Below are 15,517 nucleotides of genomic sequence, written 5' to 3'. Positions count from 1 at the left end.
CGCTGATACCGATCGGCAAAGAATCGCCGAAAGCGCACTGCCCCGGCCAGATCGCGATGGGTGGCGCGGCACTCGCCAGCCATCACCGTTGCCACCGCCAGATTCCGGTCTTTGATCGACTAACGGATCAATAGCCGTCGTGTGGCGAATAGTGTCAAACAGCTGATTTTTCTGACGCCATCGGCACGGCTGAATTATCGATAGCGTTTAACTTTATTGAAGTGGCGAATGTCCGTTTTCGTTCCATAGTGCGCTCACGTTCACAGGAGCAACTATTCATGCCCGGTATTCAAGGAAGAATTCTTGAGGTTCATACACCGCTGGTTGTCGACCTCGACGGAACATTGCTGCGAACTGACATGCTGTTTGAAACCGCAGTGGCGTTTATCCGGGGTCATCCGTTAAAGCTGTTCAGTCTTTTCGCCTGGCTGCTGCAGGGCAAGGCGTCTCTCAAGCAAGGCCTGGCGCTGGGTACCGAGATTGACGTGGCGTTACTGCCGTTCAACGCTGACGTCATCGATTACATTCAGACCGAGCGGCAGACCGGTAGAAGCGTGATTCTGGCTACCGCCTCCCACGAAACCCTCGCCAACCGGATCGCGGCACACCTGCAACTGTTCGATCAGGTGTGGGCCTCGGACGGTAGAACCAACCTTTCCGCGCATCGCAAACGCGACTTGCTGGTTAGCCATTATGGTGAGCGGGGCTTCGATTACATCGGCAACTCCCGGGACGATCTGTGCATCTGGGGTGTCTCACGCAAGGCCATCGTCGCCAGCCCGCTTGCCGGTGTGGAGCGCAAGGCGCGGGCACAAGGCAATGTCGAGCAGGTTATCCAATCGGCGGCGTCCGGGACCAGCGCCTGGCGCAAGGCGCTGCGCCTGCACCAGTGGCTGAAAAACGCGCTGATTTTTGTGCCCCTGCTGGCTGCCCATCAGGTCCAGAGCACGCAATTGCTGCTCGACGGTTTGCTGGCCTTTCTGTGTTTCGGGCTGTGCGCATCCAGCGTATACCTGCTCAACGACCTCCTTGACCTGGCAGACGACCGCCACCATAGAAGCAAGCGCGAGCGCCCGTTCGCCAGTGGTGCGCTGTCGATACAATCCGGCCTGCTGGTCATACCGCTGTTGCTCGCCGCAGCCTTCTCCGCTGCGGCAACCGGATTGCCGTGGCAGTTTTCGGCGGTGCTGGCAGCCTATTACCTTCTGACGCTGGTTTATTCGCTTTACCTCAAGCGCCACATGGCCGTCGACGTCATCGTTCTGGCGATGCTCTATACCACGCGCATCCTGGCCGGTGCGGCGGCGTTTCAATTGCCACTGACGTTCTGGATTCTGGCGTTTTCGATGTTTCTGTTTCTCAGCCTGGCGCTGGTCAAGCGCTATGCCGAACTGCGCGAGGCACGACTGCGCGCGGTAACAGGCAAGACGGCTGGCCGTGGTTACTACCCGGGCGATCTGGACATGATCGCCTCATTGGGGGCCTCGTCAGGCAATCTGGCAGTGATGGTGCTGGCGCTTTACATCCATGAAGGTGCGACGGTGGCCTTGTATCAGCACCCGCACGTTATCTGGCTGGCCTGCCCATTGCTGTTGTTCTGGATCACCCGGATCTGGATGCTCACCCATCGCGGTGAAATGAATGAGGACCCGGTGGTTTTCGCGATTCGCGACCGGATCAGCCAGGGGATCGGCTTGCTGTTCCTGCTGGTGTTCTGGGTCGCAGCATGAGCGGGCCTCTTTACTCCTGGGGCCGCTATCCGCAGGTTGCCCAGCAGGGTCACGAATGTGATTCGATAAAACGCTTGCCTGCGCACATCTCGCAAACCGTTGCACGCCATCACACCAGCCTGCCCTTCGGCAACGGCCGCAGCTACGGCGACAGCTGTCTGGCCAGCAGCGATCACGTACTGGACATGCGCGGGCTGGATCGCTTCATTGCTGCCGACTGGCAGCGCGGTGTGGTGCAACTGGAAGCGGGCATGACACTGTCGCAACTGCTCGCGGCAGCGATCCCGCACGGCTGGTTTCTACCGGTCACGCCTGGCACACAGTACGTGACGATAGGCGGCGCGCTGGCCAATGATGTGCACGGCAAGAACCATCATCGGCGCGGCACCTTTGGCTGTCATGTCAGGCGCTTCGAGCTGATCCGTCATGACCAGCCGCCCATGGTCTGCTCAGCCGTGGACAATCCCCGTTTTTTTCGCCGCCAGCATCGGCGGCCTCGGTCTTACTGGCGTTATCAGCTGGGTCGAGCTGCAGCTGATGCCGATCCGCAGCGCCCAGATCGACAGTACGGCAGTACGCTTCGCCAATCTGGCGGAGTTCTTTACGCTGTCGCAAGAGCTGGATGCGCAGCATGAATACAGCGTCGCCTGGATCGACTGCCTGGCCCGTGGTGCGCATAGCGGCCGCGGGGTCTACATCGTCGGCAACCACGCCCGTTATGGGTCACTGTCGGTTGAGGCGCGCAATCGCCTGAGCGTGCCGTTCACGCCTCCGGTGTCGCTGGTCAACAGCCTGTCCTTGCGTGCGTTCAATTCTCTGTACTGGCACGCGCACTCAGACCTGCCAACGTCCCGCCGCACCACCTGCGAGGCGTTCTTCTACCCGCTGGATCGAATGCTGCACTGGAATCGTCTTTATGGTCGCAAGGGGTTTCAGCAATACCAGTGCGTGATTCCCGAGCACTGCGCACCCCAGGCCATGCAGCTGCTGCTCGATGCCATCGCAGCCTCGGGACAGGGATCATTCCTCGCAGTGCTCAAGCGTTGCGGTGACATCGTCTCGCCGGGGCTACTGTCTTTTCCGATGCAGGGCACCTCGCTGGCACTGGACTTTGCGCAGACGCGCGATCTGGCCGGCTCACTGTTCCCGCGTCTGGACGCCATTGTCCGTGACGCGGGTGGACGACTGTACCCGGCCAAGGATGCACACATGAGCGGCAGCGACTTCCGTCAGGCCTATCCGGCGTGGGAACAACTGGAAGCCCTGCGCGACCCCTCTTTGATGTCCCGCTTCTGGAAACGAGTGATGTCATGAAAAAGATTCTGATCATTGGCGCTACATCAACCATTGCCCATGCCTGCGCCCGGCGCTGGGCGGCGCAAGGCTGCGATTTTTTCCTGGTCGCGCGCAATACGGACAAGCTCGCGGGTAATGCCGCCGACCTCAGGGCCCGCGGTGCCGGACACGTAGACACCTATCAAATGGACGTCACGCACTTCTCGGCGCACCCGGCGATGCTGGCCGATTGCCTGGCTGCACTTGGGCAGATAGATATCGTGCTTCTGGCTCACGGCACCTTGCCCGATCAGAAGGCCTGCGAGCAAAACGCAGGGCTGGCTGTGCAGGAATTCATCACCAATGGTGCATCGATGATTGCGTTGCTGACCGTGTTGGCCAAGCATTTCGAGGTCCAGCGTTGCGGCACACTGGCGGTGATTTCCTCGGTCGCGGGCGATCGCGGACGCCCTTCCAATTATCTGTACGGCTCGGCCAAAGCTGCCGTCTCGACGTTCTGCGACGGGTTACAGGCGCGGATGTTCAAGCTGGGCGTACACGTAGTGACCATAAAGCCAGGCTTTGTCGACACGCCCATGACCCGGGGTCTGCCACTGCCGGCCTGGCTGGTGGCACAACCGGAAGACGTTGCCGAACGCATCGTCAATGGCATCGCACGCCAATCAACAAGCCTTTACGCGCCGGGCTTCTGGGCATGGATCATGTGGGTGATTCGCTCGATCCCGCAGCCATTGTTCAAAAGGCTCAACCTGTGACCGGCTCGCTGTTGCTGTCCGGATGGCGCTATCGGGCAGTGCTTCTGTCGATCGTCTTCTCGGCCATGGGGTATCTGGGTTTCTCACTGTGGGGCGGCTGGCAGGCGGTCAGCGCAGCGACGGGCAAGGTCGGGCTGCTCGGCATCGGCGTGGCGTTGTTGATGTCTGCAATCAACTACGCGCTGCGCTTCGTCCGCTGGCAACTCTACCTTTCAGTGTTGGGGCATCCGTTGGCCTGGCGAAAAAGCCTGCGGATCTATCTGGCGGGTTTCGCCCTGACCACGACTCCCGGCAAGGCCGGTGAAGCGCTGCGTGGCGTATTGCTCAGGCCGCTGGGCGTACCGTACCCGCAAAGCTTTGCCGCGTTTGTCAGCGAGCGTCTTTCCGATCTGCTGGCCATCGTACTGCTCACGCTGTTCGGACTGTCGTGGTATCCGCAGGCACAGCCGATGATCCTGCTCGGTCTGGCACTGGTTCTGACGGGTTCGCTGGTACTGTCTCGCCGTCACTTGCTGGAGCGTTTACAGGTTTCACTGCCCACAAAAAACACGCGAGCCAGCAGCCTGTGGCAGCAGTTGTTCAACGTGCTGCTTGCCGCTCGCCAGTGCCTGCATGGCAACGTGCTGCTGACCGCCAGCCTGCTCAGTCTGCTGGCCTGGAGCGCCGAGGCACTGGCGTTTTACTGGATGCTTGGCTGGATGGGCGCGCAGATCCCGCTGACCTTTGCCGTATTTACCTATGCACTGGCGATGCTCGCGGGGGCCTTGAGCTTCATGCCGGGCGGCCTGGGCAGCGCCGAAGCGGTGATGATCGGACTGCTGATGTTCAAGGGCATGCCGGGGGCCGATGCGATTGCTGCGACATTGCTGATACGTCTGGCGACCCTGTGGTTTGCGGTGGCCATCGGCGCCGTGATGCTCTCGCGCTTTACCGGCTCGACACCCGTACCGAATCCTCAGCCTTGAGGCCGTAACACAAACGCTCGACATTTTTGGTCATCTCACGGAGGAGCGGTTCAATGCCACTCGATTCGCGCACATCGATGTGTATCCCCCTGTTATTGCTAGGTGCCGCCATCACGGCGAGTTTTCTGGCCTCCAGTGGTCCCGTGCAATGGATGGACAATGGCATGTTCCTGGCCAACGCCCATGAGGGTCAGTATTTCAGCCAGTCGCTCGGGCCACTTGAGCATCCGTTTTATCAGCTGTTCAATACGGTTTTTTTCAACCTGTTCGGTGCACGCTCGCTCAGCCTGCTGAATTCGGTGCTTCTTCTGCCGCTGGCTTGGGTCGTCTACCGATTGGCGCAGAGCGTTGGCGCGGGTGCACGCCAGGCGCTGCTCGCTGCCGCGGCGACAACACTGGCCCATGGCGTGTTCTGGGTGTCGACCAAGGCTGAGGTCTACCTGTTGCACACGCTGATCGTGCTACTGGCCTATGCGCTGTCTTTCAATGACAGTGCCCTTCTGACGCCGCTGAAAAAACTCTTCGCGATTTGCGTCCTCACGGGGCTGGCGGCCTCGGTTCATCAACTGACGTTCGTGGTTCTGCTGCCGCTTTACCTGCACCTGCTGTTTCAGCACAAGGCGCGAGTATTGATCACCCTGCCCGGCTTCATGCTTGGTTTCGCGGCGGCCGCTGTTGCGGTAATCAATGACCTGAACTCCGGGATGGGCCTGCTGGATATTGCGCATCGTTACATGACCGGGGCCAGCGCGACCGTTGTAGGGCCGGAGTGGGAAGGCAGTCTGTTGCGTTTCGACAAACTCCTCGAGGAGAAGAGCGCGGTAGCGCTGTTGCTGCTGTCGCTGATCGGGCCGCAACTGGCGGGGCTGCTGCTGTTTCCCAGGGGAAGCCGGCTGCGCTTGTTATGGAGCGCCGCGCTGCTGAATCTGGTGTTCGCCATTTCCTACAATGTGACCGACCGCTTTACCTTTTTTCTGCCCGGTGCAGCGCTACTGACGATCCTCGGCATGATTCAGTTGCGGCGTATCCTGCCCCGCACAGCGGCACGCGGCACATTGCTCAATCTCTCGGCATTGTCGGCACCGGCAGTCATCCTGCTGACGTATTCACTATACGCCAACGGGGTCATCACCCTTCCGGCGCACAAGGAGCAACTGCCCTATCGTGACGATATTCGCTACTTCATGGTGCCCTACCTGCGCGACCGGTCCGCTGAGCATTTCGTGCGCGCCTACGAGCCGGTAGTGCCCAAAGGTGCGTTGATTATTGCCGACTGGACACCGATGGGCGCGATGCGCTCGGCGCAAGCGATCGGGCTGCTTGCCGGACGCACGCTGGCGACGTGTGATGACGACGTGGCGATTCGGGCAGCCATGCGCAGCAGCGGCGTTTATCTGCCGCGGTTGAGTTATTGCGCGACTGTGGCGCAAGACCACCGACTTGAAGAACAGCCAGTGGGATATTCATTGCACGCCAAGTGAAACGAATCATGGCTGAAGCGTTGAACGCTCATTCATGATCCGTTTGTTCACCGTATCAAGGCTGCCAGAGCGCCTGCCCGCCGCCCAGTTTGCGGTCCAGAAAACTGGCCGCACTGATCAGCGCCAAATGGCTCAGGGCCTGAGGCGTATTGCCGAGGTGATGAGCATGCGCGTCGAATTCCTCGGCGTACAAGCCCAGCGGATTGGCGTAACGCAGCAGTTGCTCGAACTCCAGGTGCGCCTGTTCGACCCGACCGGCGCGGGCCAGACATTCGACGTACCAAAACGAGCAAGCCACGAAGGCGCCCTCCTCACCTGCCAGGCCGTCATCATGATCGTCGTCGTTGCGGTAACGGAACACCATCCCGTCACGCACCAGCGCGGCCTCGATGGCATCCAGCGTCGCCAGCCACTTGGGATCGTTGGCACCGACGAAACGTACCAATGGCATCAGCAACATCGAGGCATCCAGATTGCGGCTGCCCTTGTGCTGCACGAAGTGCCCCAGATCGTCGTTCCAGAAGTTCTTCCAGATATCGTCGTGGATCTCTTCGCGCACCTTGGTCCAACGCTCGAACGGCCCCGACAGTGAACGCTTGAAGGCCAGGCGCAGAGCCCGGTCCAGGGCCACCCAGCACATCAGCCGCGAGTGCAGGAAGTGCTGGTCGCCGCCGCGCATTTCCCAGATGCCCACGTCCCGGTCGTTCCAGTGCTCGCACACATAGTCGACCTGGCGCACCACATGCTGCCAGCCGTCATGGGAAATGGCATCGCCGTATTTGTTGGCCAGGTACACGGCGTCCATCAACTCGCCGTAGATGTCCAGCTGAACCTGCTTGTAGGCTTCGTTGCCAATGCGTACCGGCTGCGCACCGCCGTAGCCGGACAGGTGATCGAGATGCTCTTCCGGCAGCTCAGCGTGGCCATCCAGCGCATAGAGAATGCCGAGTTTCTCGGTCTGTTCGCAGCAGTCATCCAGTCGCCCGCGCACCCAGCTCATGAACGCATTGGCTTCATCGGTGTACCCCAGACGCATGAACGCATACACGGTGAACGACGCGTCACGTATCCAGGTGTAGCGGTAATCCCAGTTGCGCTCGCCGCCCTCGGTTTCCGGCAGACCGAACGTCGCGGCGGCAACGATGCCGCCATGCTTGCGCGAGGTCAGCAGCTTGAGGGCCAGCGCCGAACGAGTGACCATTTCACGCCAGCGCCCGGTGTATTGCGATTGCCCGGACCAGCGCCGCCAGAACTTCAAGGTGTCATCGAAATAGCGCGAGCACCGGCCAGCAGCGACATTCGAATCATCGATTCCGCCGAGGATGAACTCGATGGTCTGGCCCTTGTGCATATGAAATTCGGCCACGGCGTCGTGCTGCTCGAGACGCAACGGCGTCGTTGCCGACAAACGCATGCCCGGTTGCCCGACGGCTTCGAAACAGATGTCCTGACCATCGATTCGCGCGCTGGTGTCGGCACGGCTGTAATCCATGCGCACCCGGCAGCGCATGCGCAGCGTGGCCTCGCCAAAACGCACCTGAACGCGGCGCACGATACGCGGCAGATCATCCTGATCCTCGCCGATCGGCATCAGGTCGGTGACTTCCACCACCGCGTCCTCGGAAATCCAGCGGGTTTGCAGGACGTTGGTATCCGGCAGATAGATCTGCAGCCGCCTGGCGTCAGGTAGATCGGGCGCCAGCTGAAAGATCCCGGCGTCGGGCGTGTCCAGCAGCGCAGTGAAAATCGACGGGCTGTCGAAGTCAGGCCAGCAGCAGAAATCGATACTGCCGGTGTTGGCAATCAGCGCAGCACTGCGCATGTCGCCGATGATGCCGTGATCCTCGATACGGTTTTGCGCCTCTGCGGGAAAGTCAGCCATTGCCACGGAACTCCGGATAGAGGGTCATGCCCCCATCGATGAACAGGGTGGTGCCGTGCACATAATCCGAGGCATCGGACGCCAGCCAGAGCACCGCATTGGCGACGTCTTCCGGCTCGCCTATACGGCCATAAGGAATCAGTTTGAGCATTTCCTTCTCGGCGTCGCCCTTGCGTGCATCGGCATTGATCGGCGTGCGGATGGCACCCGGTGCAACGCTGTTGACGCGAATCTTCAGCTCGCCGACTTCCTGGGCGATGCTGCGCATCAACAGGTCGACGCCGCCCTTGGACGCTGCGTAATTGACGTGCCCGGCCCATGGAATCAGCTGATGCACGGAGCTCATGTGAATGATCTTGCCCATGGCCCGTGACACTTCAGGGCGCATGCCCTGCTTGATGAACTGGCGCAATGCCGCGCGGGCGCAGAGAAACTGCCCGGTCAGATTGACGTTGATGACGGTATTCCAGTCTTCGAGGGACATGTCGACGATCGACGCGTCCTTTTGCAAGCCGGAATTGGCGACCAGAATATCCAGCGCGCCGAAATGTTCGATGGTCTGTGCAAACAGCCGCTCGACGTCTTCTTCTTTCGAGACGTCGGCCCCCACGGCCAAAGCCTTGCCCCCGGCTGCACGAATTTCTTCGGCCAGCTTCTCGGCAGGTTCAGGTTTGGAGTTGTAGTTGATCACCACGGCGGCACCGGCCTCTGCCAGCGCGCGTGCAGCACCTGCGCCCAGACCGGAACTGGCGCCGGTAACGATTGCGACTTGTTGCTTGAGTGAGATGTGCATCAATTTCAGCCTCGGAGTAAGCGTACTAGTGCTGACTGGCGAGGCTGAAATTAAGTTCAGTGCAGGTTATGGCGCAGGGTTGGGCTGCGAGGTGTGAATGGCTTCGATACCGGCGATGACTTCATCGGACAGCGTGACGTCGATGCTCTGCAGATTGATCTTCAGTTGATCCAGTTTCGTGGCACCAATGATGTTGCTGGTCACGAACGGACGGCTGGTCACGTAGGCCAGCGCCATCTGCGAAGGATCCAGACCATGCTCGCGAGCCAGCGCAACGTATTGGGCTGTGGCGGTGACGGCCTGCGGGTTGTTGTAGCGCTGGAAACGCTCGAACAGGGTCAGACGGCCATCGGCCGGACGTGCGCCGTCCAGGTACTTGCCCGCCAGCACACCGAACGCCAGCGGCGAGTAAGCCAGCAGGCCGATCTGTTCGCGAATGGCGATTTCCGCCAGACCGACCTCAAAGGTGCGGTTAAGCAGGTTGTAGGGATTCTGGATGGAGACGGCACGCGGCAGATCGAGGGTTTCGGCCAGGTGCAGAAAACGCTGAGTGCCCCATGGCGTTTCATTGGACAGACCGAAGTGGCGAATCTTGCCCGCCTTGACCAGATCGCCCAGTACCGACAGGGTTTCTTCGATTTCGACAGCCTGATCATCCGGGTCGTGGGTGTAACCGAGTACGCCGAAGAAGTTGGTCTTGCGATCCGGCCAGTGCAACTGGTACAGGTCCAGGTAATCGGTGTTCAGACGCTTGAGGCTGGCTTCCAGCGCCGCAGTGATGTTCTTGCGGTCGAGGCGCGGATTGCCATCGCGGATGTGATCCATGCGACCTGGACCGGCGACCTTGCTGGCCAGTACCCAGTCGTTGCGGTCGCCGTACTTCTTGAAGTACTCGCCGATGATGCTTTCGGTCTTGGTGTAGGTCTCGCCACGCGGCGGCACCGGGTACATTTCTGCCGTGTCGAGGAAGTTGACCTTGGCATCCTTGGCCATACGAATCTGTTCGAATGCTTCATCCTGGGTGTTCTGCTCGCCCCAGGTCATGGTGCCCAGACAGATCGCGCTGACCGACAGATCGGTTTTGCCCAATTTACGAAATTGCATCGATGTCTCCGTTTGATTCAAAAAGATACAGCTTGAAACAGGGCTCCCATAAAACGCCGACTGGTCATTCACTGCAACACTTTTTATGCGGTTTTACCTAGCGGTAACCCTGTGCCTGCAGATCAAACAGCGCGGCGTAGCGCCCTGCGGCGGCAATCAGGCTGTCATGATCACCGCGTTCCAGCACCCGCCCATGCTCCAGCACCACGATGTGTTCGGCGTTGCGCACGCTGGAAAACCGATGCGAAATCAGCAGCGTCATGCGCCCTTTGGCGTACTCGCGAAAATGTTCGAATACAGCCGCTTCTGCGCCTGCGTCCAGCGCGGCAGTCGGCTCGTCGAGAATCAGGATATCGGCGTCGCGGCGCATGTAAGCGCGTGACAACGCGATTTTCTGCCACTGCCCGCCGGACAGTTCCTGACCTCCCGCAAACCAGCGGCCCAATTGTGTGGCGTAGCCTTTGTCGAGCTGTTCGATGAACTGCGCGGCCATGCCTTGCGCCGCTGCCTCGCGCCAACGACCTTCATCATGAAAGGCCTGAGTGTCGCCGACCCCGAGGTTCTCGCCGACCTGAAACTGATAGCGAATGAAGTCCTGAAAAATCACCCCGATGCGCGAGCGCAAAGCGTCTTCGTCCCACTCCTGCAGGTCGCTGCCGTCCAGCAGAATGCGGCCTTGGTCAGGTTGGTAAAGACGCGTCAGCAGCTTGATCAGCGTAGTTTTCCCCGAGCCGTTCTCGCCCACCAGGGCCACGCTGCGCCCCGGCGCCAGGTGCAGGTCGATGTTTTCCAGTGCCGGACGGCTGGTCCCCGGGTAGGTGAAACTGACATTCTCGAAGCGCATGCCATCACCGGGCTGCGCGCCCACGGTGAGGCTGCCAGCAGACGGCGTCACCGGCTGACCGAGGTAGACATAAAGGTCGGCCAGATACAGTCCGTCCTCGTACAAACCACTGATGGCGCTGAGACTGCTGCTTACCGCCGCCTGCCCCTGTTTGAACAGCACCAGGTACATGGTCATCTGCCCCAGGGTGATCCGCCCGTGCACCGCATCGACCACCACCCAGGCGTAGGCCAGGTAAAACGCAGCCGTGCCCAGCAGACCGAGCAAAAAGCCCCAGCCATCACGGCGCACGGTCAGGCGCCGGTCTTCGGCATACAGACGCTCGAAGGTGTCGCGGTAACGCTTGAGCAGCAGCGGCGCGAAGCCGAACAGCTTCACCTCCTTGATATAGCCCTCGTGGGAGAGCAGTGTTTCGATGTAATTCTGCCGACGGGTTTCCGGAGCGCGCCGGGTAAACAGGCGGAACGCGTCGCCGGAAAAATGCGCTTCGGCAAAGAACACCGGCAACGCGCCGAGCACCAGAATCAGCAACGCCCAGGGCGAAAAATGCACCAGCAATACGGCAAAGCTGATCAGCGAAATGAGGTTTTGCAGCAACCCCAACGATTTGGTCACCAGTGCCAGCGGCCGTGTCGAGGCTTCACGCCGGACGCGCACAAGCTTGTCGTAGAACTCGGAGTCTTCGAACTGCGACAGCGACAGAGTCTGGGCCTTCTCCAGAATCAGGGTATTGACCTTCTGCCCCAGCAGCACCCGCAGCAACGCCTGCTGCACCGAAAGCCCGCGCTGTGCTGCAGCGAGCAGAGCCAGCACACCGGCTTCGAACAACACATAGCGCAACACCGGCCACAACGGTGCTTCGCCCGCACTGGCGTGCAACTGCATGGCAGCGACCACCGCATCGACGATGCGCTGGCCGAGCCAGGCGGCCAGCGCGGGCAGCAGGCCGGCGATCAGCGTGGCGACGATCAGCCCGATGGACAGCGCTCGGGAGGTGGTCCAGACCAGATGCATCGCGCGCAAGGCCTGGTGCATGAACGAAATGAAACGCTTGAAAACCGGCATACGCTTAAAAAAGTCCTGAAGAGCTTGAATAAAGGGCTGAAACCACCAGATGTCTCGCCGCGCAGCCCTCTCAGGAGCGGACGCAGAGCGTCCAGAACTGCATTCCCACGCTGGAGCGTGCGGAACGATAATCGTAACTGTCGTGCAACGCTCCGCGTCGGCCCGCCTTTCTGAGCAGCTTTTTAGGACTCAACTTCACTTGGGCGCACGCTGCACGCAGCGTTCGCGTCGATCGTCGACGCGCTCGGCAAACCAGGCGGTGGTGAGGTTGCGGGTGATTTTCGGGCTTTTCAGGGTAATGCCGGGCAGGATGGCCCTGGGCAAAGGTTTGCCCGCCGCCCTGTCCGCCAAGGCGAATACCTTGCTGTACAGATCGGTCTCCTCGAATTCCAGCGTGTCGCCCTGCTTGAGCTGGCTCCATATCTGCGACTTGTTCATGCCCAGCCGATCGCCCAGCGTGCGTACTGCCAGTTCGGTGGAGCCCGGCGAGGTAGAGTCAAAGCGGATCAGGTCGCCATCCAGCGCCAGCTCGATGCCGGTCGCCCGACTCACAGCATTCTGGAACGCGGCATTGCGACTGGCGTACCAACCGGCATTGAAGTCGGCAAAGCGGTACAACGACTGGGTGTAGTTGACCGGGTAGCCCAGCAGGTGAGCGATACCGAAGTACATGCCGCCACGGCGGGTGAAGACTTCGCGGCGGATCGAACCATCGACCGTGTAGGGATAATCCTCGGCGTGCTTTTCGGCAAAGGCGATGCTGACCTGCATCGGGCCGCCGGTCTTGACCGGGTTGAAGTTGCCAAACAACGTCTGACCCAGCGGCACCATGCCGATGAAATCATCGAAGATCGCGCTGAGGTCTTTCTCGGTGCGCGCAGAATCGAGGCGTTTGCCATAAGTCTTGCCGTCCGGCGAGCGAACACGTAACGCGGTGGCGATCAGCGCATTGGGAATGTGCAGCCGCGCGGCGCGGCGGTTGATTTCGGCGCGGGCAATCCGGCCCATGTCCGGCACCGCAGGGTCGACTTGAAAGGTCGACTCCTGCTCGGTAACGGCCATCACCGAACACAGGTTTTCAGTGGTCAGCGGAATCTTCTGCGCGGCAAACGCGGCATGAATATCCGTGGCCCATGCCTGGCGATCGGTAGCAGTCGCAGGCATCAGGCGCACGATCTGCGCGCGCGCCTGTTCAGGCGTCAGTTCGGGTTCCTGGACGCGCTGCGTGCCACAGCCTGCCAACACCAGCAGTCCGACGCTCAGCATGAGCGATTTGCATAGCCTTCTATTCAATCCATGACTCCTGTCTGGTTCGCGCTTCGAGGCGCGGTTCACTTCAGAAGGCTTTTTACCTCAAAAGACCGACCAGTCGACCCTCGCGCTGAGTTTTTCCAGCGCAGCCATACCGACAAGGGAATTGCCCGCTGCGTTCAACTCCGGGGACCATACACAGACCGAAGCACGCTCGGGCACGATCGCAACGATACCACCGCCTACCCCGCTCTTGCCCGGCAGGCCTACGCGATAGGCGAAGTTGCCGGCCTCGTCGTACAGCCCGCTGGTGGCCATGATCGAGTTGACCTGGGTGGCCTGCCGCGCAGTAAGAATCTGCTCGCCGCTGTGAGCGCAAAAGCCCTGATGAGCCAGAAACCCGAACGCCTTGGCCAGATCGATGCAGTTCATGCTCAGCGCACAATGGTGGAAGTAGCTGCGCAGCACGTCCTCCACATCGCCGTGGAAATTGTCGAAGGATTTCATCAGATAGGCCGCCGCTGCGTTGCGCGAACGGTGCTGGTATTCGGAGTCGGCGACTTTGGAGTCGGAGGTGATCGCCCGATTGCCGCACAGGCGTCGAACGAAGTCGCGCATCGACAGCGACGGTGCTGCGAACCGCGCCTGGTTGATGTCGCAGATCACCAGCGCACCGGCATTGATGAACGGATTGCGCGGCCTGCCCTGCTCGAATTCCAGCTGCACCAGCGAGTTGAAAGGCTGGCCGGAAGGTTCGTGTCCGAGGCGCTGCCAGATCTCCTCGCCCGAGTGACCGATGGCCTGCACCAGGCTGAACACCTTGGAAATGCTCTGTATCGAAAACGCTGTTTCGGCGTCCCCGGCGCTGAACACCTGACCATCGTTGCCGTACACCGCAATGCCCAGTTGATCAGGCCGGACCCCGCCCAGTGCCGGGATGTAATCGGCCACCTTGCCCTGACCAAGCAAGGGTCTTACTTCATCGAGGATTTCGTTCAGCAGGTCTTGCATGTGTGCGCCCCTTGTTTTGGCTGCGCACACTACACCAACCTCAAGCGCCTCGCATCACTGCGTTGCAGGCTCAGGTCTTGTAGTCGGTGTCGTTACGCTCCAGCTCGCGAATCAGGGCATTCCAGTGCCGTGCGACACCCGGCGCATGCCCGTCCTTGATGGCCTTTGCCTGCTGCTCCACCTTGGCAATCACCTCGCGCGGCGGGAACACCAGTTCGGCGTTACCCGCCGACTGCGCCGCAATCTGAATATTGCAGGCGTACTCGAGGGCATGAAGCTGCTGGAACGCATGCTCGACACTCACCCCGCCGGTCAGCAACCCGTGGTTGCGCAGGATCATCACGCTCTTGTCACCCAAGTCCGCGACCAGCCGTTCGCGTTCACTCAAGTCCAGCGCAATGCCTTCATAGCCGTGGTAAGCAACCCGGCCGGAGAAGGCAATCGAGTGCTGGGAGATGGGCAGCAGGCCGTCCTTTTGCGCCGACACGGCGATACCGTCACGGGTGTGGGTGTGCAGCACGGCCTGCAGGTCGTGGCGCGCAGCATGAATGGCACTGTGAATCACGTAACCGGCGTAGTTGATACCCAGCCCGGTGGGGTCATCGACAATCGTGCCGTCAATATCGACCTTGACCAGGTTGGACGCGGTGATTTCATCGAACAACAGCCCGAACGCGTTGATCAGAAAGTGCTCGTCGGGGCCCGGCACGCGTGCCGAGAAGTGCGTATAGATATGATCGGTCCAACGCTTGAGCGCCGCCAGTCGATAGGCCGCCGCCAGCTTGACCCGGACTTCCCATTCTTCCGGCGACACTCTGTCGCGCACGCTGCTGCTACCCGACGGCGTCGTACCTGACTGGACTGGCAAAGCGCTGACGTTGCTCATGGTATTGCTCCTGGATGACTGCTGACTGATCAGCAAGACTAGGCGCATGGGGATTCAATTAAAAATCACATTTACTTCTAAGCTAATTATAAAAAATTAGAATATTAAAATCAGTCCTGCTACCGGCTTTGCACATGTCCACGAAGGTCTATGATTATTTCTAAAGGCTATTTAAATAACTTTTTATATAGCGATATGCTCCAGAATTGGCAAACCCCTATAGATCATCGCATGTCCAATATCGCAAGATTCCTGCTCCGTATCAGTCGCTTCACAGCGGCCGACGCTCTGCGTCACACGGCGGTTTTTTGATGTCAGGTAGATTGGGGTCCGACTCAGGTCACCTTTTCGCCCCTCGGCGAGTCACTTTGATGGGGCCAAAGTGACCAAAGCCCCTGGCTCCGTTTCCGGCCCGACTTCGTCGGGTTCCTTCGCCCTGTCACTGATCCGGGGG

At 60.3% G+C, this 15,517-nt stretch carries 11 protein-coding genes and 1 pseudogene; 5 read left to right on the top strand and 7 right to left on the bottom strand.

Going from position 1 to position 15,517, the window contains the following annotated elements:
• Positions 1-278 precede the first annotated feature (278 nt).
• From P406_RS14565 to P406_RS14545, 5 genes and pseudogenes are all read left to right on the top strand, one after another.
• Positions 279-1,730, top strand: a complete 1,452-nt coding sequence (locus P406_RS14565; protein WP_046236565.1) for a UbiA family prenyltransferase — start codon at positions 279-281, stop codon at positions 1,728-1,730.
• Positions 1,727-3,044 (top strand): annotated as a pseudogene (locus tag P406_RS14560) (FAD-binding oxidoreductase). The gene P406_RS14565 and the pseudogene P406_RS14560 overlap by 4 nt, the downstream one beginning before the upstream one ends.
• The gene (locus P406_RS14555) at positions 3,041-3,781 is read left to right on the top strand and encodes an SDR family oxidoreductase (protein ID WP_003317865.1); all 741 of its coding nucleotides are present in this window, start codon (positions 3,041-3,043) and stop codon (positions 3,779-3,781) included. Before P406_RS14560 ends, P406_RS14555 begins: the two are co-directional and overlap by 4 nt.
• Positions 3,778-4,746: a lysylphosphatidylglycerol synthase transmembrane domain-containing protein gene (locus P406_RS14550; RefSeq protein ID WP_046236564.1), complete on the top strand. Its 969-nt coding sequence runs from the start codon at positions 3,778-3,780 to the stop codon at positions 4,744-4,746. Before P406_RS14555 ends, P406_RS14550 begins: the two co-directional genes overlap by 4 nt.
• 53 nt (positions 4,747-4,799) lie before the next feature.
• Positions 4,800-6,227: a DUF2723 domain-containing protein gene (locus P406_RS14545; RefSeq protein WP_046236563.1), complete on the top strand. Its 1,428-nt coding sequence runs from the start codon at positions 4,800-4,802 to the stop codon at positions 6,225-6,227.
• Positions 6,228-6,282: 55 nt separating this feature from the next.
• On the opposite strand, the gene P406_RS14540 is transcribed toward P406_RS14545, so the two are convergent.
• The 7 genes from P406_RS14540 to P406_RS14510 form a co-directional block, all read right to left on the bottom strand.
• A complete protein-coding gene (locus tag P406_RS14540) occupies positions 6,283-8,109 on the bottom strand; it encodes a glycoside hydrolase family 15 protein (protein ID WP_046236562.1) in 1,827 nt (608 codons plus the stop codon).
• Complete coding sequence (locus P406_RS14535; RefSeq protein ID WP_003409893.1) at positions 8,102-8,902, bottom strand: SDR family oxidoreductase; 801 nt, start codon at positions 8,900-8,902, stop codon at positions 8,102-8,104. The genes P406_RS14540 and P406_RS14535 overlap by 8 nt, the downstream gene beginning before the upstream one ends.
• A 66-nt stretch (positions 8,903-8,968) precedes the next feature.
• On the bottom strand, positions 8,969-10,006 hold the full coding sequence (locus tag P406_RS14530; protein ID WP_004418008.1) for an NADP(H)-dependent aldo-keto reductase: 1,038 nt from the start codon (positions 10,004-10,006) through the stop codon (positions 8,969-8,971).
• 97 nt (positions 10,007-10,103) lie between these two features.
• A complete protein-coding gene (locus P406_RS14525) occupies positions 10,104-11,915 on the bottom strand; it encodes an ABC transporter ATP-binding protein (RefSeq protein ID WP_004412676.1) in 1,812 nt (603 codons plus the stop codon).
• A 195-nt stretch (positions 11,916-12,110) separates the two neighbouring features.
• On the bottom strand, positions 12,111-13,181 hold the full coding sequence (locus P406_RS14520; RefSeq protein ID WP_046236561.1) for a DUF1615 domain-containing protein: 1,071 nt from the start codon (positions 13,179-13,181) through the stop codon (positions 12,111-12,113).
• An 87-nt stretch (positions 13,182-13,268) separates the two neighbouring features.
• A complete protein-coding gene (gene glsB, locus P406_RS14515; RefSeq protein ID WP_010433163.1) occupies positions 13,269-14,177 on the bottom strand; it encodes a glutaminase B in 909 nt (302 codons plus the stop codon).
• A 70-nt stretch (positions 14,178-14,247) separates the two neighbouring features.
• Complete coding sequence (locus P406_RS14510; RefSeq protein ID WP_046236560.1) at positions 14,248-15,063, bottom strand: class II aldolase/adducin family protein; 816 nt, start codon at positions 15,061-15,063, stop codon at positions 14,248-14,250.
• Positions 15,064-15,517: the final 454 nt, after the last annotated feature.

It is taken from the genome of Pseudomonas syringae pv. coryli str. NCPPB 4273 (assembly GCF_000972175.1).
GTDB lineage: Bacteria > Pseudomonadota > Gammaproteobacteria > Pseudomonadales > Pseudomonadaceae > Aquipseudomonas > Aquipseudomonas syringae.
The sequence above is the reverse complement of the archived record's forward strand: the minus strand, read 5'-3'. Positions and strand labels throughout refer to the sequence as shown.

Excerpts from the sequence above, each read along its gene's own strand:
- P406_RS14565 (WP_046236565.1), top strand. The coding sequence starts at position 279 with ATGCCCGGTATTCAAGGAAGAATTCTTGAGGTTCATACACCGCTGGTT.
- P406_RS14520 (WP_046236561.1), bottom strand. The coding sequence starts at position 13,181 with ATGCTGAGCGTCGGACTGCTGGTGTTGGCAGGCTGTGGCACGCAGCGC.
- P406_RS14545 (WP_046236563.1), top strand. The coding sequence starts at position 4,800 with ATGCCACTCGATTCGCGCACATCGATGTGTATCCCCCTGTTATTGCTA.
- P406_RS14540 (WP_046236562.1), bottom strand. The coding sequence starts at position 8,109 with ATGGCTGACTTTCCCGCAGAGGCGCAAAACCGTATCGAGGATCACGGC.
- glsB (WP_010433163.1), bottom strand. The coding sequence starts at position 14,177 with ATGCAAGACCTGCTGAACGAAATCCTCGATGAAGTAAGACCCTTGCTT.
- P406_RS14510 (WP_046236560.1), bottom strand. The coding sequence starts at position 15,063 with ATGAGCAACGTCAGCGCTTTGCCAGTCCAGTCAGGTACGACGCCGTCG.
- P406_RS14530 (WP_004418008.1), bottom strand. The coding sequence starts at position 10,006 with ATGCAATTTCGTAAATTGGGCAAAACCGATCTGTCGGTCAGCGCGATC.
- P406_RS14555 (WP_003317865.1), top strand. The coding sequence starts at position 3,041 with ATGAAAAAGATTCTGATCATTGGCGCTACATCAACCATTGCCCATGCC.
- P406_RS14525 (WP_004412676.1), bottom strand. The coding sequence starts at position 11,915 with ATGCCGGTTTTCAAGCGTTTCATTTCGTTCATGCACCAGGCCTTGCGC.
- P406_RS14535 (WP_003409893.1), bottom strand. The coding sequence starts at position 8,902 with ATGCACATCTCACTCAAGCAACAAGTCGCAATCGTTACCGGCGCCAGT.